This is a genomic window from Bacillus sp. FSL L8-0199, from assembly GCF_038005705.1.
Classification (GTDB): Bacteria; Bacillota; Bacilli; order Bacillales; family Bacillaceae_G; genus Bacillus_A; species Bacillus_A cereus.
In genome coordinates, this window is the sequence record NZ_JBBOTS010000001.1 from 991,600 (window position 1) to 1,010,774 (window position 19,175).

The window sequence follows — 19,175 nt, forward strand, 5'->3', positions numbered from 1 at the left end:
AGTAGCGGTTAGAAGACATTATATCTTATCAAAAAATTTCATGTTATTTCACGATATCTATTCTTTCGAGATAGGTGTATTTATAATAGACAGAAATTTGACCATGAGAAGATGTTTCTTCTTGTGGTCTTTTTTTGTCGTTTTTTGATTCCGGAAGCATGTTTCTATGCCGTTACACCTATTATAAGGCGGTGATTAACGAAAACTTAGTAGTAGATTGTTGTAAGAAATATACACTCTTTTTAGGAAAATATAATAAAAAATGGAGGATTTATCATGAATGAATATCAATTAATTAGTGACTACAAGCAAAATGAAAAATATAAGGAAAGTTTTAATGACCTTGCAAAACATGTATTTGAATTGGATTTTAAAGGATGGTATGACAGGGGTTGTTGGAATGATAACTATATTTGCTATTCTTATGTGGATGGAGATAAAGTCATCGCAAATACATCTATTAATAAAATGAATGTAATCTCTAACGGTAAGGAATATAAAGTAATTCAATTGGGTACAGTGATGACACATCCGGATTATAGACATCAAGGTTTAGCGACTAAATTAATGAATCATATCATTAAAAAATACGAGAAGGATTATGATTTTATATACTTATTCGCGAATGATACGGTGTTAGAATTTTATCCTAAATTTGGTTTTGGAAAGGTGCAAGAAAGTAGCTTCAGCCTGAAGGTTTCAAATATGATACGTCAAATAGACAAAAAGTACGATTTACGAAAGTTAGATGTTAATAATCAGGCTGATTTTGAGCTGATGAAGGAATATGAAGCCGAAAGAATTCCGGTGTCTTCTAAATTAGGTTTGAAAAATAGTAACATTATTCACTTTAATATGTTAATTATTTTTTGTTGTCTTGTTAGTTAAAGGGGTACTTAGTACAAAAAATAACCGTAGATAGTAGCACGAACACTGTTCTTGTTATAATTAATTTTTTTCAGAACGTCTATAATCCTCTTTTAAAAAATATATGTAAATATAATAAAAAACGAATGATTAATAGAAATATTCTACACCACTCGTTTTTTATCGGACTTCTTTTTATTGTACTTTTATTTTCTTTATGAGTTATTGGAAAAATAATTATCTATATAAGTCTTTATTTTTTCAAAATTCTTTTCCATAAATAAGATTGCTGGTACTTCAATTATTGGAAGATTATTTTCATTATCAAAAGCTGGACATGGTTTGGGAACTACCAAATAGTCAACTGAGTTTTTATCCCTAATATAATTAATTGAAACATCATAATACTTAGAGAAATATTCCTTCAAATCATCCTGATTCCTTAAAAATGGTAGAGAAAATATTGAACCATAATTTATACCAGCGTCGACAATTAATACAAAGCATATTTTTTTCATGATACACCCTCCTCGTATAATAAGTTTTAAGTTAATAACTGTTCCTTGAAAATTAAATAGTTTTTATCTTCAAGAGCTACATCAAAAAATGATGTATGGGTAAAATTTAGTCTTGGATACTGGGGGATTTCCCTAGATAATGGAAGTATAGAAATGGATCCATCGGGAATATGCTTACTCCCCCTGTAGTTCGACCACGTTAAAAGACTGTGACCCAGGCCAAAATGCACTGCATACGCACAAGCTGTATCGGTTTCCTTCACTTACCTCTCATAGTGGTGGGAGGGCAGCTAAAAAGAAGTCCTGGTGGAAGTTTTGGAAATTAGTACCATTTTTTTAATTAATACAAGTAAAAGAGACCTTATAGGGTATTTTACTGTTTTCGCTCACATGGATTGTCTTATACATCTAAGTTGTTTCTACATAAATATCTGTAATCTCACCTATTACTATATCTTTAAAAAATTTCCAACAGAACCAATAAACCGTTATAAAAAGTATTTAAAATAATAACAAATAGGTATAATAATTCCCACTATAGAAAATACAATACTTCCTAAATTAAATGCAGAAAGTTTCGCACGATGAACTTGAATTTCACCTAAATCTACCCCTCCACTAAAATGCTTATCCATAACTTTAGCGACGTTTTGTTGTTGATTAACAAAATAAGGTATTAGCCATATACAGCAGAACAAAATAATACTACCAAAAAAGAGTGTGTCAATAATTGAAGCTCTCCAATTTAATGAAGTAATGACTATGAGAACAAATTCTCCCACCATAACAATTACCATAGTTACTACATATCTGGATTTTTCAGAAACGTTTTTAAATACAGTCTCGTCCAGAATTTTTTCTATTTTAGTCCATATTACACTGATTAACACGATTAGGCTAATTAAGAAAATAGTAAATAAAGCTTTAACTAAAAGATACTCAAACACTACTGACACCACCTAATAATTTCTAAATTAGAATGTAAAGTTGATTTTTTTAACTCTATTAAAAGATTAAATTCAATAATCTATTAACTAGCTTATCGAAAAATTTATTGATTTAAAGATACAACGCTATATGTATTAGTTATATAGGATAAGATTTCCCAAAATTCCTTTTCTAATATATATATCTTCTAATCGTTGTTGGACTTCAATTGTCTAAATATTTTATTTAGCACTTTATATTGCTTAATGGTTTGAATTTTCTGAATTAAAATTCCGTGATATTGTTAAGAAAATAATTATTATTATGATATCTCGATGTAATTGCTGCTAATGCTTTATCTTCAAGGGGAAATATCAGGTTTTCGTTACCGTAATACTAATAACAACCTAACAAATTGAATAGTTACCAGAAAATACTAAAATATGTCCCTCAGCAATTTACAGTATAATACACTTTTAGAAAAAATGGAATATTTAAGTATTTCTTTATTAATAATATGAATTAATAGAATGTTTATATTATTATACGGATTAAAGATAGCTCAGCTGTGGTGATCTTTATTCATTTTTTCTAGAGTTTATATTAACTTAGCAAACTTTGTAACAGAACCATATATAAGATCAAATATGATAAAAGCAATATCACAAGTTTTTTATTTTTTGTACAGTAACCATTTGTTAGCCAATCCCTTCTCTTTATTCGGAATATTCCGTTGTTTTTTATCGATTTACAATTGCAGGTTGAACTATTATATAATATGCAGAATAATGGTAATATTTAGGGGGGTGGAAGTAGTTGAGGAGGACGTAGTGATATGAGCACAAATATTTTAATGCATGAAGCAGTTATGCAACAACTTAATGATTTTTATCAAATGATGTTGTCGCAGCAAATTGAATAAGCATGAAAAAGTTAGTGATTATTTCGATGTATGTTACGAAGCGAAACAAAAACTACTAAGCAAAGGGGCGTTAAAATAATGAAGAAGCTTGTATTAGCGACGTTAGGATTAGTGATAGTATTATTATTTAGTAACAATACAGGTGATACACAACATGCTCTAAAAAAGGAAGAAATTATACAATATTCACATGCTGATCATTTTTAATATCCCATTAACAAAGGGACTCCAATTATGGAGTCCCTTTGTTAATGGGATATTGCTTTAGTTTATCTAATTGTAATAATGTTTGTAAAAAGTGTAGATATTTTCTAAATTTGCAGAGGTAATTATTTGTTAATCTTTTAAAACATTGGCTTAGTAATACCAAGGGTTATTATAAATATATTAATTACATAATTTGTCCATATCAAAATGAACGTTTTTTGCATTTAATATATTGTAAATATATTTTATTTTGGAAGGATCTGATTATATGGCTCATAAATCTACTGGAGTGTTTCGAGTTCCAGTTTCTGAAAATGGGATTATTCCAACTGCTCTCAACATTATGTTAAACAATGATTCACGCTGCCATACTAGTAATGTAACGGTAACTGTTAAGAGAAGTCGAAACACCTTTTTCCCAACTCAAAATGAATTAGTTGAAATCTCTCGTACTTTTGTTTCTTTAGAACCAAACAGAACAACTAAGATTGTGTTGTTTACTCCAGAATTTCAAGTAGAAGATTTCCTTGATGTCATCATTAGTGGAAATAAAGAGGATGTTAAGGATGTTCTTGTATATTCTTTCTTAGCAGATTCAGTAGGTCACAATCTGCCATCTACTGTTTTCAGAAATGCAGAATACACTTTTGCTTGCTGACACTGTGATAATGTATTCTTTACTGTCGTATATCTAAATTGAAATGTTACAAGTAGCACTTCACGGCATACAATCTATCGGTGAAAGATCGTTCGGCAGAGGAGTGGTAGTTGGTGAAAGAAGTTTAGGATATCCAGATACACATGCGCTTAGGGTACCTTTACGGAAATTTTGGGTAGTTTGAAATAGAAATTAGAAGATCCCTTCTACCTTAAGGTGGAGGGGTTTTCTTAATATTATTTTTTGATATATATCGCTAAGTATGTTCCAATAATTCATTCTATTGTATTGAGAATAATGTCATCTACATCAAAAAAACGGCTTATAAAAGGAACTAGTATTTGAGGTGGGTTTATTAACGAATTTTATATATAGCATGAATGAAAATGAGATAAATAAAACAATATTCCCTATTATGTTTTTAAAAATTAATTGAGCAGGTCCTTGTAAAAATAAAGAAAAGACACCTAAAGGTGCCTTCCGCCGGCTTAAATTATTTTAATATTATCGATCTAAGTTTAAAAGCTATAAGGATTTTTTCTATAGGATTTGTAAGTAGTTTTTATGAAATTATGAGTGTTTTTTATTTTGTAATTCAATAAGTTCATCTGGTATCACTTTTGTATAATATTCTTTTTCTGTTAGTTCAAATATAAATAATGCTTTTTTCCAGTTATAAATAACATCTTCTACATTATGTTGTTTCATTTTTAATAAACACTGACCTTTTAAATAGAATAGTTCACCTAGTAGGTATAAAGTATGTAGATTAATTGCTAATTTGATACCCTTATCAATGTACTTTATTGCCTCTTCATATTGATATGTGAAGTCGAAACATTTTGCTAAATTTAACATGAGTTTTAATTTAATTTCTTTATCTCTAGGAAAATCTAACTTATTAAAATTAGTTAAACATCTTTTGAATATATTAATACTTTTTTCATATTCTTTATTTTCTGCATAAAATATAGCCATTGTTTGCATAATATCTATTTCTCTTTCTGATAAAAAATCAGAATTAGTTAAAGTCAGTTTTAATGCATGATTTAAAAAATCTAAAGCAGTTTTTATTGATTTATCCACCATAAATACAGCAATTGCTTCATGCCACATTAGAAATTGTTTCTCATCTTTTGTTTGAAAATTATTTAAGTTTTTCTCTTTTTTTACTATTTCATAAAGTTCTTTATATTGTTTTTGCTTTAAGCAATCTTTTATTACGTATTTTACATTTTCTACATATTTTAATCTTTTGTTTTGAGTTAGTGCAAATATGTTATTCGGATCAATACCAAGTCTTTCTGATAATTGATATAACAATATACTAGATGGATAAATCATACCTTTTTCAATCTTGCTAATTTGACTTTGTGAACATATTCCATGACATAATTCGGATTGTGATATATTTTTTTTGATTCTAAGTTCTTTAATGGTAATACCCAAATCGTTAAATTCCATTTTTCCACCTACTATTTAGCACTTTATTAAAATAAGAACATTCTCTAACCTTAATGTAATGTAAAATTAATATAGTTGCAATTATTGTTTTACAGGGCTTATCGTTTCTATAAGATGGTGAGATTTTTTATGTACAAAAAAGACACCAAAAGGTGTCTTTCGCCGACTTGAACCACGTTCATTTAATATAAACCTATCTGTATTTTCACATGCTTTTCTAATTCCTCTATTTTCCATTTGATAAAATATAATCCCAATATTACCAATAATTAAATAAATATTTCTACATATTCAAGATATTTACATAAATTACAAAAGTGATACATTTAAGTTGTAATCTATAAAAAACTATTAAAGGGGGATTTATTATGTTCAAGAAATTAGTAGTAGGAGCGTTAGCAACAGGTATTGCATTAACAGGAGGAATTGGTGCAGCTTCAGCTGATACACAAAAAGCTGTGAGCTCTCCGAAGCAAGCAACATGCTCAATTCCTTATGAGTATTCTAATGGTAAATTCAAAAGAACTCTTTATTACTCAAATGGAGTATATGCTAATAGTTTTAATGAAAATGTTTGTGGCGGGACGATTACGTGGTATTTAAAACATGTTCAAAATGGAGTTGCTTTTTACGAAGGTAATTTAAAATAGTAGATTTTTTGAACCTCATTTATTGAGGTTCTTTTATTTTTAGTTTTTAAACTGATTCTCTATAAAAAAGACACCCTAAGGTGCCTTTTTGCGATTTGATCCATTGTAATATGGTATTGAATGCCAGTCCGATTATTATTTTACTATGTTAAGTAGTTTCGATTATTGAGAAAAAATACAACTCATTGTTTGAATGCAAAAAAGCCCTAGGGGGACTAGGACTTTTTGCTAGAATGAATAAGATTTAAAAAAGGACTTATATAACGTAACATATGAATGTTTCGTAAATGTATCGAAAAAGTGAACAAAAGCTTTAATTTAAATAAAAAAAGCTCCGCGATAAAAGCTGCGGAGCTTCATAAGGTCGAGTTATGTCGTACTCACAAGGGATTTTAACATGAATGTTGTGGTAAAAATACTGGTAAATTTATCCTACAAAAGCCTGGTTGGTTTAACTAATAATCAGTAGGGGATGAATAAAACTCCCACTGATTAAAGTTTCACTTCATTCGAAGGAATTCATGTTTTATAAATTAGATTATGATAGTTGATATTCTCCATATTGACCAGAAAAGAACTAAAAATTCTAGTGAAATTCCAAGTGTTCGTTTCCTAGTTTTTTGAAATTCTTTTATTAAATAGCCAACAGCACTAATTGCTATAAGAATGAAAAGAATAAGTTCGAGTGTAACTGGCATTTCATCTACTCCCAATACATTAATTTGTTATATAGAGATTATAAGATATTTTTACGGCTAGTAGTGAAAAATTTAATAAAACTATCTCTAATGGAGTTTTGTTTGAACTTCTAAAGGTATTTGTGAAAAACATTGTATGTAAAGTTTATGCGTATGTTTTTAGGAAACAAATTTTAGAAAAAGATAACAAAAAAACCACTCCTCGTCGCCGTTGGAAGCAAAAGGGTGGGTTTTGTAAAAAATAAATGAGCCCTAATGGATATAATGTACAAAAGAAAAGACACCCAAAGGTGCTTTACTCCGACTTGATAACAACATTTTATGTATTAAAGGTCATCAAAAAATGTTGTATTTGAAACACGTGACGTTTCATTGATATATTTTAAACTAAATGTAATTATATATTGAATATAAAATTTAAAAGTTGGTGGGAATAATAAAATGCATAAAATCCTTATTAAAAAAGAAGCCCTAGGATTAGGGGGCTAGGGCTTCCTATGTTGGTATATCTCGCACGACATTATAAAAAGAAAAGAACTTAATGAAGATAACAGAGAAATGTTTCGTAAATGTATCAAAAAAGTGAACAAAATAGTTATTTTAAAAAGAAGAGCAACTAGCAAAAATTAGATACTGATGTATAAGAAAGGAATAGATTAATAATTTAATATAAAAAATACAAGATATGCAATATTGCATATCTTGTATTTTTTATTACATTGAACCCAATTATGCCTTGAATAGAGAGGGTTTAAAAGAAATATAATAATCTAAATTGTTTACCAATTAATATGGTAAATTATAGATAAATAAAGAAATTTATGTTAATGTACTTATGGTAATATACTGTTAAAAAAAGGAAGAGGTGAAAAATTTATATGTTTAAAAAAGGCGTATCATTGCTATTAATTCTCATTTTATCTATTTCTACATTTAGTATAGTAACTCACGCTACTAGTAGTTCAGAATATGTGAATCAATCATTCTATGGGTATAAGGAACCATCTTTTAATTCAGCTAAAACAAATGGCGGATCAGAGTATGGTGCTCAAAATGTAGGAGTCGTGGAAAAAAGAGATAATGGCTGGTGGAAGATTGAAACATGGGAAGGTCCAGTTTGGATTAACTTAAATGGGGAAGTACGTGTCATGGGAGATTTCTATGCATATGATGAACCTTCTCTCTCATCAAAGATTGCGAATGCTGGAGCGAAGTACGGGCGACAAACATTTAGAATAGTAGATGGAACAACAGATGGTTGGCTTAAATTTAAGACGTGGGAAGGCGAAAAATGGATGAATCCTGCGGCTGAACAAATTACCGTCAACAAAACGATTTATGCATATAATGAGCCTTCATTTAATGCAAAGAAAGCAAATTATGGAGCACCATTTAACCCACAAAATTGGGGAGTAGTAGAAAGAAAAGAAAATGGCTGGATGAAAGTAAGTACTTATGAAGGTTATAAGTGGATCAATCCAGATGGAGAAGAAAGATTCGTAAACAAATCATTCTATGCGTATAACGAAGCTTCATTTAATGCAGCAAAAGCAAACGCTGGAGCATTATATAATCCACAGAATTTTAGAGTAGTGGATGGGACAACTAGTGGGTGGTTAAAGGTTAAAACATGGGAAGGCGAGAAATGGATGAATCTAGATGGAGAAGAAAGATTTATAAATAAATCATTCTATGCGTATAATGAACCTTCATTTAGTTCAGCAAAAGCAAACGCTGGAGCATTATATAGTCCACAGAATTTTAGAATAATAGATGGGACAACTAGTGGCTGGTTGAAGATTAAAACATGGGAAGGCGACAAGTGGATTAATTTAAATGCGGAAGATACAGGCGTAGAATTCTACGTGGAAGCTACTGCATACAGCGTAGAAGGTAGTCCGCCACATGAAAGAATTACGGCGGCTGGAATAGACATAGGAAAAAATCCTAACATCAAGTTAATTGCAGTTGATCCTAAAGTTATTAAACTAGGAACGAAAGTTTGGGTTGAAGGATACGGTGAAGCAATTGCTGGAGATACAGGTGGAGCTATTAAAGGGAATAGAATTGATGTTCTGTTTCCTACAGAAAAGCAAGCACGTGAATGGGGACGTAAAAAAGTGAAGATTAAAATAATGAAATAGGATATATCTATTCTTAGCTTTGAAAATTATATATTAGAGAAAATAAAAGGGAGGATATTTTTATGTTTAAGAAAAGTATAGGAATTTTATTGTTTTTAATTCTATCTATCTCGACATTTAGTATAGTAACTCACGCTGCTAGTAGTTCAGAATATGTGAATCAATCATTCTATGGGTATAAGGAACCATCTTTTAATTCAGCTAAAACAAATGGCGGATCAGAGTATGGCGCTCAAAATGTAGGAGTCGTGGAAAAAAGAGATAATGGCTGGTGGAAGATTGAAACATGGGAAGGTCCAGTTTGGATTAACTTAAATGGGGAAGAACGTGTCATGGGAGATTTCTATGCATATGATGAACCTTCTCTCTCATCAAAGGTTGCGAATGCTGGAGCAAAGTACGGGCGACAAACATTTAGAATAGTAGATGGAACAACAGATGGTTGGCTTAAATTTAAGACGTGGGAAGGCGAAAAATGGATGAATCCTGCGGCTGAACAAATTACCGTCAACAAAACGATTTATGCATATAATGAGCCTTCATTTAATGCAAAGAAAGCAAATTATGGAGCACCATTTAACCCACAAAATTGGGGAGTAGTAGAAAGAAAAGAAAATGGCTGGATGAAAGTAAGTACTTATGAAGGTTATAAGTGGATCAATCCAGATGGAGAAGAAAGATTCGTAAACAAATCATTCTATGCGTATAACGAAGCTTCATTTAATGCAGCAAAAGCAAACGCTGGAGCATTATATAATCCACAGAATTTTAGAGTAGTGGATGGGACAACTAGTGGGTGGTTAAAGGTTAAAACATGGGAAGGCGAGAAATGGATGAATCTAGATGGAGAAGAAAGATTTATAAATAAATCATTCTATGCGTATAATGAACCTTCATTTAGTTCAGCAAAAGCAAACGCTGGAGCATTATATAGTCCACAGAATTTTAGAATAATAGATGGGACAACTAGTGGCTGGTTGAAGATTAAAACATGGGAAGGCGACAAGTGGATTAATCTTAACCAAACAGATTCTGGTAATTCTGGGGTGGTTGACCTTGCTTTAAAACAATTAGGAAAACCATATGTATTTGGAAATAGTGGACCTAATTCATTTGATTGTAGCGGTTTTATTTATTATGTATTTAAAAATAATGGATACAATATTGGAAGAACAAGCGTAGCTGGATATTGGGGAATGGTTACAAAAATAAGTGATCCTCAACCAGGAGATTTAGTATTCTTACAGAATACATATAAAGCGGGTCCTTCTCATTTAGGAATATATTTAGGAAATGGTGAATATATTCATGCTGCTGACGAAACAACAGGTGTAATTAAAAGTAAGATAAATAGTTCATACACTCAAAAGCATTTCTTGGGGTATGCTAGATTTTCAAAATAATTAAATTGGATTCAATAAAAAGACAGTTATCTACGGATAGCTGTCTTTTTATTATTTGTGTTGGTTTGACTACTTATATATATACAAAAGAAAAACAACATAATATTAATACGGAAAAATATATTAATATGAATTTTTGCATATTTTAAAATTTAATATATCCCTTAAAAACTTTTAATTGTATAATATATTTTGTCATATTTTTAGATTTTTCGACATAAACCAACAAAAATAGAGAGCGTATTGGGAGAAGACATTATGTATACAAAACTATTAAAATCAATTACATCATTATCACTTATTGGTGGTGCGTTGTTATATACAAATGGCAGCGATGTAAAAGCTGCTGAAGTGGGTGTTTTTTCTGATGTGCCGACATCACATTGGTCATATCCTGCGATTAAAGATTTAGCGAGTAAAAATATTATTTCCGGTTATGGAAATGGGATATTTGGTTTTGGAGATGTTGCGACAAGGGAGCAAGTTGCGGCTTTAATTTATCGAGTGTTAGTACCGAATAAACAAGGCGGTTCGTTTAGTAATGATGGAACTCGTTACGTATTAAAGGATGGGTCTACGTTTAAAAATCCTTACGGTGATATTAATCAAAGTTCTACAATGTTTCCAGAAGAGGTATTAACTTTAACGAATTTAGGAGTTTTTAAAGGTGATGAAAATGGCCAATTTAGACCGAAAGCTTCTGTGAATCGTGCGGAAATGGCACAAATTCTTACGAATGCTTTCCATCTTGCGGCAAAACAAAAACATACCTTTAAGGATGTTCCAAATCCATTTTGGGCAGAAAATGCAATTAGTGCGGTGCAGTCAAATGGAATCGCAGATGGCACAGGGAACGGGAATTTTGAACCGTATGGCACAGTAACACGTGAACAGTATGCGCAGTTTTTATATAAAACTTTGAAGTATAAAAATGCTGATGTGAAAGATACAGGGGATGCGGCATTATTAAAAGCGTTTAAAGAGGAAGTACAAAAGCGTATTAATACATACGAGACAAATATTACACTGCCATATAAAACGAAAAATAATAATACAAACGAAGTGATGAATACACTTTTTAACGCATATAAAGAAGTGGCAAGTAAAAATGAGTATACAAATAATAATAGATCGAATGTTTCATATGGGCTTTCTGGATCACCTGGAAATTATACGTTTACGCTTAAGATTACATATCGTGAAACGAAAGAACAGACGGAATATGTCATGAAACAAGCGAAAGCAATCGTTTCTTCTATTACTCAAGTTGGAATGGATGATCACGAAAAAGTGAAGGCGATTCATGATTACGTAGTAAAGCATGTTTCTTATGATACGTCTTATAAAGCTTATACAGCATATGAAGCACTTGTAAATCGTTCTGCGGTTTGCCAAGGTTACGCACTATTAACTTATCAATTATTAAAAGAAGCAGGAATTGAAAATCATTTCGTGACAGGAACTGGGGACGGACAACCTCATGCTTGGAATTTAGTGAAAATCGAAAACAAATGGTATCACCTTGATACAACATTCGATGATCCGGTTCCAGATGAGCAGGGCCGCGTAACGTATTCGTATTTCAATTTATCAGATGAACAAATCGCAAGAAATCATGAGTGGAACCGTGGAGACTATCCGCAAGCTACAACAAATTATTATAGTACACTGACAAACAAAATTGCGGCAGGTAGTACGAAAACGCCTGCATATCAGCAAATATTAAAAGATACAAAGTTAAACTATTTAGGAAATGAATATATCGCAAATAACTATACCGAATTAAAAAATAAAATGCAGCAGGGTTATAGTGCAAAGCCAGAAAAGATAGAAGTACTTTATAAGCAATCAATGAACGGTGCACTGCAAGATGTGAAAAAGGCAATTGGAGAAATCGGTTATCCGCAAGGGTCCAACCGTGTTTCTTATAAAGCGGAGCCTTACAATGCGAAAGAAGGGTATTCTTTAGTGACGATTACGTTTACGTATTAAGAATGAGAAAAAGCATCTGTTTTAGATGCTTTTTTTATTGTATTAATTCGACAAAATATGACAGGTAAAAGGGAATTGGTCTGTTATGATAATTTTTGAAATTTTACATTTTGGAGGATTAATCATGAATAAAAAGAAGATTTTCGCTGCGTTAATAGGAATTATAGCTTTATTTGTAATTATTAATGTAGTTGTTACGAAAGAGAAAACGACATCAACTAGTGAAAAAATGTACTCTGAGAAAGAATATAATAAATTAGTAGATGAACATTTTGCAAAAACGCAAAAGTTGAAAAGTGATATGAGTGTGTTAGAAACTGAAAAAAACTCTCTTGATGAGCAAATGAAGGCGAAGAATAAGCAAGGGTAAAATAAAAACGCTATCTTTTAAAAAGGTAGCGTTTTTGTTTTGGGTTATAAAGTTATTCCTACATTTGACATATACAGTCTAACTGTATAAAATCAAACTATACAGTTTAACTATATAGTTTAGCTATATAGTTATCGTTACATTGGAGGTCTTTATGAATAGAGATAAAAATTTACCATTAACGGAAACAACGTATTACGTTCTTTTAGCTTTATTAGAGCCAGCTCATGGATATTTAATTATGCAAAAGGTGGAGGAACTGAGTAATCATCAAGTGAAAATCGCAGCGGGTACATTGTATGGTGCGGTGGAAAATTTATTAAAACAAGGGTTAATAGAATCGGTAAAAAGTGAAGATAAACGAAGAAAAGTGTATGTCATTACAGAACGCGGGAAAGAAGTATTGCATTTAGATTTTATGAGAATGCAGCACATTATTGCGGTTACAAAAAGTTTATTACACGTATAGTTAGGGGGAAACGATGATGTGGAGATTGAAATTCTTTTTAGACTTTGAGAAAGAGGAAAAATGGTTAGAGGAGATGGCTTGGAAAGGCTATCAACTAGAAAGCAATACATTTGGTTATACATTTAGATATACAGAACCGGAAGATGCGACGATTAAAATAGACCATAGAGTATTTAGTAGAAAAAGTGATTTTATTAATTACTGCACATTATTTGAAGATAGTGGCTGGGAGCATATAGCTGGTAATCGGTGGTCAGGTACGCAATATTTTAAAAAGGTAGATGAAGAAAGTGAAGATGACATTTTTTCAGATCCAATGTCACGAGCAGGGAAGTATAAGCGTCTATCTAAAACATTTTTAGAATTAGCGATCTGTTATTTGCCGATATTATTTTTATTTGTGTATAGTAATACAATGAATTTAGGAGCCTTTGTAAATCCGAAAGAACTATACTTGACGCCAGGATTATGGGATAAGCAAGGTGTATCATTTCTATGGTCATTCTTATTTGAAACGCCATTTGCATTAATGAGAGGACTTTTTTTGACATTTATCCCCGTTGCGACATGTATGTTTTTCGTTTGCTCGTATAAAGCAAATCGATTGTATGAAGAGAGAAGATGATAGGAGAAATCCCCTTAAAGTAGATGCTTTGAGGGTTTTTTTGAATTTGTAAATGACTCTTCTTAAAATAGATATGAGATTAGAGAAGGACAATGATGTATTGGAGGTCACTATATCAAAAAAAGAAAATTGTACGTCTAGACGCATTTTAAATACAAAATAACCGATTCCTTAAATGTTAAGAAATCGGTTATGTATTTCCCTACTTTTTTAGAGATCTTTTTCTTGTAATGGTTTTAAATGATTGATTTAAGGTTATAAACTTAAATCATAAATAAAAGATAGAGTAAAAACTATATAAGAAATAAATGTAATGAAAACAAGAAAACATATAAACTGAGCATTAAATACATATTGTTCTATTCTTCTTTTCATGTTAATTCGTATTATTTTTCAAATGTGAAGTATCAATTTGAAATTGACCTTTCCAAGATCCAACTACTTTTCCAATTCTAGTTATATTTACATCTAAAGTAAGGGGCTGTTTAAAATCGTCTCTTCCTTCATTAACTATAACAAATGTAGAAACACCTTCGGGTCTATCATTATCACGAATACCTATATCATTTAATTTTTTACCTGCTGCCATAAGTTCAAAAGGAAGATAATCATCTGAATCATCGATAAATGATAGTCTTCCTTCATTTTTGATCTCAGGGTTTTCCTCTTGTTGCCCATTAATTTTACCATCATTTTCGAGCTCTAATCCTGATGTATCAAATTCAAAGGGTACTAAACTTCCATCAGGTTTTTCCATTCTATAATGAACTGATATACGTAAATCTGATATATATAATTCTTTGAGGTGCACAGTAATACCTTGATCTGTAATTTTTTCATCAATAGGAATATATTTACCATTCTTCATCATATCTTGTGTGACACCATTTTCATCTTGTATTCCTTCATTTACAACTTTATCATTTGTAATTGCATCAGAAAAATATGAGGCAACATTTGTAGCCGCCACTTGTACTTGTGGAATCATTGCTGCTGTAAAAAGTGCTGTTGCAGCTACTGCTGTATAAATGAAACGTTTTGATTTTTTACTCATGTTTGTAAAGAGTCCCTTCTTCTGTTGTTTTTTGTAATTTATATTAGAAACATTGTCTGACTTGGAACGACTTTCAAATGTTTTCCATGCTTGTTCTATATCAATTTTGATTTCTTGTGGTGAATTTGCAGACTCTTCATCTAGCATTACGTTTTCCCATTGATTTAATCTAGTGATTTCTACTAATAAATCTTGGCATGCTTCACATGTATCTAGGTGCTTTGTAAATTCCTTTCTTATATCATGAGAAAGTTCTCCATCAATATATGTTTGAATAAATCCGATATCATAACATTTCATTTGTTATGCCTCCTCCATTTGTTTATAAATCTTGCGAAATTTCATTTTGGCTCGGACCAATAATGTTCCAATAGAAGATATTTCAATTTGAAGTACTTCTGCAATTTCTTTATATTGAAAACCAGAGAATTTCATTAGTAAAAGGGTTCGTTCTCGATCATTCATTTTATTTAGTATCGTTTGGACCTTTGTAATTTCTTCTTTTCTTATCCAATCATCGTCTAATGATGAAACATTTTGTACTTCATGGTATTGTATTTCTTTATCAATCTTCGCTTGCTGCCTTTTTTTAGATCGAAAATGGTTATAGGCTACATAAGTAGAAGATTTAATCAACCATCCAGGTATGTTTTCAATTCCTTTCCAATCACTACGATATAATTGTAAAAATACTTCTTGTGCTAACTCTTCAGCGATAGATTGATCTTTAACAATCCAGATGATTTGTTTCACAGCGTAAGCATAGTACTGCTTAAATAAATCTTCAAAGGTCATATCAGAAGTATGACTTTCTTCATTTTCTATGGTTAACATGTTTGTTTAAACCTCACTTTCAATTTGATACCTGTATTATAGAGAAACCAGAAAAACAGATTTTGTGACAGTTTTTCTGGATATTTTTTATTATGTACTACAAAAAGCATTCGTCTAATTAAAAGAGAAATGCAAAAAGGAAATGAAAACATAAAAACTATAACTCTTGCAGTAGTTGTCTATTAATGCACAAGAAAACAGTTAGTTTGTTGCCAAACTGTATCTAAACGTACAATTTCACTTCTTCTATTTTCATGAATATGTATAATTACATAAAATTTCAAAGAAAAAGAGAGTATACTTTCATATTGTGTAATAAAGATAAAGCCCGCCTACGGAAATAGGCAGGCTTTTTTTACTTATGAAGAAAAGACAACCTTTAAGGTGTCTTCCTTTTGAAATCTAGGTTGTCCAGTTTGTTTTACTTTGGTGCAATAGCAATATTGTTTGGAATAAAGTTTCACCATATTGCTATTAAACTAAAATATTAAGATTGCACTTAAACGAAATTTATAGCATCGAAGTTCATTTTGGAGGGGGGAATGTAATACTACATTTTTAAAGTATTCGTTACACTTGAACCTCTGCACATTGCGTAGAGCTTTTTTCATGAAGAAAGGACACTCACGTGAGTGTCCTTTCGATAGTTTTTAGCAGAAGCAAGCAGCTCCAACGATGATTAATAAAATAAATAATACAACTAATAAAGCAAATCCTCCAGCGAAGCCACAGCCGCCACAACTACCACCAAAGCCCATAACAGTTCCTCCTTTTAATAAGAGGGGAAAACCAAGGGGTCACTCATGTGTTTTAACGGATTCCATTTACTTTATGCTTTTATGAATGAATGGAGCAGGTCCTTTTTAAAATAGATTTATACCGCTATTTGTCGGGTAGTAAGACCCGGATTGGTGAGGGCTGATTAAAGTTTCGTTTTATTCTTTAAGAGCGAATAAATGAAAAATAAAATATCTAATAATATAGATAGAAATCCGCTTTTATACCTTTCATTAAAATAATACTAGCATTATATATTATAAGGAATACTTGTCCTTAATTGTAAATGAAAGGGGGGAATTGATATGAGCTATGGCTATGGTCATCCTCCTGGAAGATGTCATAAACATCACAATGAAACTTTGTCAACGGGTGTATTACGTAGACATTCCGCTACGTTATTTCTTACTGTTGAAGCTATGAATGTTGATCCAGATGATACTCGTAGAGTAACAGTTGAAATGTTTGATTGGTCATCAGGTTCTCCGGTATTGTTACCATTAATAGACCCTTCAACACAAACATTGCCACCTAATCGATATGTTACTTTTCGTTCAGCAGCTCTTCCTCCAGCACTTTTTGCTTATGAAGTAAGAATCATTCGTCCGAAAGATAGAGATGTTGTTACGAATGTTTTTGGTCTTAGTGCAATCATATTTAACCCACAAGAAGGAAACAATGTTTTACAACATGATTTAGCAAAATTAGACCTTAAATAGATTTTATAAAGGTCTATTTATTGAGCATGATTAAAAAAAGAGTAGGATGTAATCCTACTTTTTTTAACGTTAACTAGAATTTTAAAAGAAATCCTTCATTATTTTAGCATCTTTAATATTCACTATCACACCTTCTACCTTATCTTTCTTCTCATCTTTAGCAATCGTAATTTGCTCCTTATTATCAGCCCACACAAGAAATTCTTCTTTTGAGTCATCTTTATATGTAACAGTAATAGTAGAATGTGCAGATTCTCTCTTTTTTTGATCTAAAGTGATTGTTTTAGGTGTTCCATTTTGAACTGCTGAAACGATAGATTGTATCATTTTTTCATTATCTGTTTGAGATTTGGAAGTAGTATGATTTGTTGTTTTCAGTATTTCAATGTCTGTAATATTAGCGGAATTTAATTGAAAGGTATTTTGTGTATGTTCTTGCTTAACTTGTGAAGCTTTATCTGTAGCCGAGGTACTTGTACAACCTATTAAGGTGAAAGATAAAGCGGTTAGAGCGCATATAGATATGATTTTTTTCATAGTATCCCTCCTCAAGTTTAATTATAAAAATTTTCTGTTAATTTAGGTAGTTATTGTAAGGAGAAGATGTTTTAAAGAGGTAAATGATGATGTTCATTCTCTATTAAAATCAAAATTCACATAACTTTTTTCATATTTTATGTTTAACATTTCGAAAATGGGTGTACTACATATAATATAACAAATAATTCATTTTAAAGGAGGAAGTTAAAGATGGAAACGAAGTATAGTAAACCTTTTGTATATGAATTTATTACGGAGAAAGAGGTCATGAATGCGGCGAATGATCTAGTGAAGAAAGGGATAGACCAAAAAGATATTTACGTATTAACACATGAGAAAGAGAGGACAGATAGAATCGCAGACAATGCAGACGTGAATACAATTGGGATAAAAGAGGAGGGACTTGGGACAAGCATTATTAACGTCTTTCAAAACACAGGAGATCAGTTAAGAAATAAGATGCAAGAGTTAGGGCTTAATGAGGAAGAGGCGAACTTCTACGAAGAAAAGCTGGATGAAGGAAAAATCTTGTTATTCGTTAAGGATTTAGAAAGAGTCGGTGAATGGTTACAAGAAAGAAGATGCATGTATTCTATTTAAATTTGTATCCTGTAAATCTATAAATCTATTACGAAAAGGAGATTGTAAATATGAGTGAGAACGGACTAAAAGAACAAGTTAAAGGTAAAGTTGAAAAGAAAAAAGGACAAGTAAAAGAAGGAATTGGTGAAGTTACAGAAGATAGAGAGTTGAAAAATGAAGGGAAGTGGGAAAAAACGAAGGGAACGATAAAAGAAAAAGTCGGAAAAGTGAAACAAAAGATAAGTGATGAATTGGATAATAAAGAATAATATATGTTCATCAAGCTTTGGTTACATACTAAAGCTTGATGAATCCAATATAAAACGAATATAGGAGGTTTAATTGTGGGACTTATTATTACGTGTATTGTAGGTGGACTTATTGGTGCGTTAGCTGGAATGATTACAGGAAAAGACTTTCCGTTAGGTATAGTTGGTAACGTGATTGCCGGATTAATCGGATCTTGGGTAGGTAGTGCGTTATTTGGTCATTGGGGTCCTGAATGGGGAGGCATCTTTATTCTTCCAGCTTTATTAGGTGCAATCGTCTTTATTTTAATCGTTACATTCTTCTCTAGAATGCTGCGGAAAGCGTAAGTATGATAATGAATAGTAATCTTAAGTTTATTATATATAGCTATAAAGTTAATGAACTGATAAATATACATAAAAAAGCATCCGATTAAAATAATTGGATGTTTTTTTATGTAATCTGCATAGAAATGAGCGGGGGATGAAGGCCCCCGCTTATTAAAA

The 19,175-nt window shown here is 31.3% G+C and carries 20 protein-coding genes and 3 pseudogenes; 15 read left to right on the forward strand and 8 right to left on the reverse strand.

Annotated elements, in window-relative coordinates; genetic code table 11:
* Positions 1-276 precede the first annotated feature (276 nt).
* Positions 277-888 carry a GNAT family N-acetyltransferase gene (locus NST86_RS05190; protein ID WP_016117343.1) on the forward strand — a complete coding sequence of 204 codons (612 nt, stop codon included), beginning with the start codon at positions 277-279 and terminating at the stop codon, positions 886-888.
* A gap of 194 nt (positions 889-1,082) precedes the next feature.
* Here NST86_RS05190 and NST86_RS05195 read toward each other — a convergent pair whose 3' ends face one another.
* The 3 genes and pseudogenes from NST86_RS05195 to NST86_RS34800 all read right to left on the reverse strand — a co-directional run.
* Positions 1,083-1,385, reverse strand: a complete 303-nt coding sequence (locus tag NST86_RS05195; RefSeq protein ID WP_000717611.1) for a hypothetical protein — start codon at positions 1,383-1,385, stop codon at positions 1,083-1,085.
* 488 nt (positions 1,386-1,873) lie between these two features.
* Positions 1,874-2,332: a hypothetical protein gene (locus NST86_RS05200; RefSeq protein WP_000464473.1), complete on the reverse strand. Its 459-nt coding sequence runs from the start codon at positions 2,330-2,332 to the stop codon at positions 1,874-1,876.
* Positions 2,333-2,436: 104 nt separating this feature from the next.
* Positions 2,437-2,542, reverse strand: a pseudogene (locus tag NST86_RS34800) (BtrH N-terminal domain-containing protein); the annotation flags it as partial.
* Between the two features lie 770 nt (positions 2,543-3,312).
* On the opposite strand from NST86_RS34800, the gene NST86_RS05205 reads away from it, so the two are divergent.
* The 3 genes and pseudogenes from NST86_RS05205 to NST86_RS34805 all read left to right on the forward strand — a co-directional run.
* Positions 3,313-3,441 (forward strand): hypothetical protein, encoded by a 129-nt coding sequence (locus NST86_RS05205; RefSeq protein WP_016117345.1) that lies wholly within the window; start codon positions 3,313-3,315, stop codon positions 3,439-3,441.
* A gap of 268 nt (positions 3,442-3,709) precedes the next feature.
* Positions 3,710-4,099 carry a hypothetical protein gene (locus tag NST86_RS05210; RefSeq protein ID WP_000940662.1) on the forward strand — a complete coding sequence of 130 codons (390 nt, stop codon included), beginning with the start codon at positions 3,710-3,712 and terminating at the stop codon, positions 4,097-4,099.
* Between the two features lie 40 nt (positions 4,100-4,139).
* Positions 4,140-4,226, forward strand: a pseudogene (locus tag NST86_RS34805) (dihydroxyacetone kinase, ATP-dependent); the annotation flags it as partial.
* Between the two features lie 443 nt (positions 4,227-4,669).
* On the opposite strand, the gene NST86_RS05215 reads toward NST86_RS34805, so the two are convergent.
* Positions 4,670-5,563, reverse strand: a complete 894-nt coding sequence (locus NST86_RS05215) for a helix-turn-helix domain-containing protein (RefSeq protein WP_000395469.1) — start codon at positions 5,561-5,563, stop codon at positions 4,670-4,672.
* A 368-nt stretch (positions 5,564-5,931) separates the two neighbouring features.
* Between NST86_RS05215 and NST86_RS05220 the strand changes: the two genes are divergently transcribed.
* The 7 genes and pseudogenes from NST86_RS05220 to NST86_RS05250 all read left to right on the forward strand — a co-directional run bounded on the left by NST86_RS05220 (position 5,932) and on the right by NST86_RS05250 (position 13,914).
* Positions 5,932-6,213, forward strand: coding sequence for an LCI fold-containing protein (locus NST86_RS05220; RefSeq protein ID WP_000473814.1), 282 nt, complete (start codon positions 5,932-5,934; stop codon positions 6,211-6,213).
* A 1,576-nt stretch (positions 6,214-7,789) separates the two neighbouring features.
* Positions 7,790-9,055 carry a 3D domain-containing protein gene (locus tag NST86_RS05225; protein ID WP_277517234.1) on the forward strand — a complete coding sequence of 422 codons (1,266 nt, stop codon included), beginning with the start codon at positions 7,790-7,792 and terminating at the stop codon, positions 9,053-9,055.
* 62 nt (positions 9,056-9,117) lie between these two features.
* Positions 9,118-10,458, forward strand: coding sequence for an NlpC/P60 family protein (locus NST86_RS05230; RefSeq protein ID WP_109140006.1), 1,341 nt, complete (start codon positions 9,118-9,120; stop codon positions 10,456-10,458).
* 258 nt (positions 10,459-10,716) lie between these two features.
* Entirely contained in the window at positions 10,717-12,450 is a 1,734-nt protein-coding gene (locus NST86_RS05235) for an S-layer homology domain-containing protein (RefSeq protein WP_000288177.1), read from the forward strand.
* Between the two features lie 124 nt (positions 12,451-12,574).
* Positions 12,575-12,799 (forward strand): annotated as a pseudogene (locus NST86_RS05240) (hypothetical protein); the annotation flags it as partial.
* Between the two features lie 175 nt (positions 12,800-12,974).
* Positions 12,975-13,289, forward strand: a complete 315-nt coding sequence (locus NST86_RS05245) for a PadR family transcriptional regulator (RefSeq protein WP_001078063.1) — start codon at positions 12,975-12,977, stop codon at positions 13,287-13,289.
* 13 nt (positions 13,290-13,302) lie between these two features.
* On the forward strand, positions 13,303-13,914 hold the full coding sequence (locus NST86_RS05250; protein WP_001999228.1) for a DUF2812 domain-containing protein: 612 nt from the start codon (positions 13,303-13,305) through the stop codon (positions 13,912-13,914).
* Between the two features lie 376 nt (positions 13,915-14,290).
* Here the strand turns inward: NST86_RS05250 and NST86_RS05255 are convergent, their stop codons facing one another.
* From NST86_RS05255 to NST86_RS05265, 3 genes are all read right to left on the reverse strand, one after another.
* Entirely contained in the window at positions 14,291-15,268 is a 978-nt protein-coding gene (locus NST86_RS05255; protein ID WP_227593446.1) for a DUF4179 domain-containing protein, read from the reverse strand.
* A gap of 3 nt (positions 15,269-15,271) precedes the next feature.
* Entirely contained in the window at positions 15,272-15,802 is a 531-nt protein-coding gene (locus NST86_RS05260; protein ID WP_000955515.1) for an RNA polymerase sigma factor SigX, read from the reverse strand.
* 650 nt (positions 15,803-16,452) lie between these two features.
* Positions 16,453-16,560 carry a YjcZ family sporulation protein gene (locus tag NST86_RS05265; protein ID WP_000505670.1) on the reverse strand — a complete coding sequence of 36 codons (108 nt, stop codon included), beginning with the start codon at positions 16,558-16,560 and terminating at the stop codon, positions 16,453-16,455.
* 324 nt (positions 16,561-16,884) lie between these two features.
* On the opposite strand from NST86_RS05265, the gene NST86_RS05270 reads away from it, so the two are divergent.
* Positions 16,885-17,298, forward strand: a complete 414-nt coding sequence (locus NST86_RS05270; RefSeq protein ID WP_000120203.1) for a hypothetical protein — start codon at positions 16,885-16,887, stop codon at positions 17,296-17,298.
* Between the two features lie 81 nt (positions 17,299-17,379).
* On the opposite strand, the gene NST86_RS05275 is transcribed toward NST86_RS05270, so the two are convergent.
* A complete protein-coding gene (locus NST86_RS05275) occupies positions 17,380-17,835 on the reverse strand; it encodes a hypothetical protein (protein ID WP_000720862.1) in 456 nt (151 codons plus the stop codon).
* Between the two features lie 213 nt (positions 17,836-18,048).
* Between NST86_RS05275 and NST86_RS05280 the strand changes: the two genes are divergently transcribed.
* From NST86_RS05280 to NST86_RS05290, 3 genes are all read left to right on the forward strand, one after another.
* Positions 18,049-18,438 (forward strand): general stress protein, encoded by a 390-nt coding sequence (locus tag NST86_RS05280; RefSeq protein WP_000448812.1) that lies wholly within the window; start codon positions 18,049-18,051, stop codon positions 18,436-18,438.
* Positions 18,439-18,488: 50 nt separating this feature from the next.
* Positions 18,489-18,689: a CsbD family protein gene (locus NST86_RS05285; protein WP_001293468.1), complete on the forward strand. Its 201-nt coding sequence runs from the start codon at positions 18,489-18,491 to the stop codon at positions 18,687-18,689.
* Between the two features lie 75 nt (positions 18,690-18,764).
* The gene (locus tag NST86_RS05290) at positions 18,765-19,016 is read left to right on the forward strand and encodes a GlsB/YeaQ/YmgE family stress response membrane protein (RefSeq protein ID WP_000522902.1); all 252 of its coding nucleotides are present in this window, start codon (positions 18,765-18,767) and stop codon (positions 19,014-19,016) included.
* Positions 19,017-19,175: the final 159 nt, after the last annotated feature.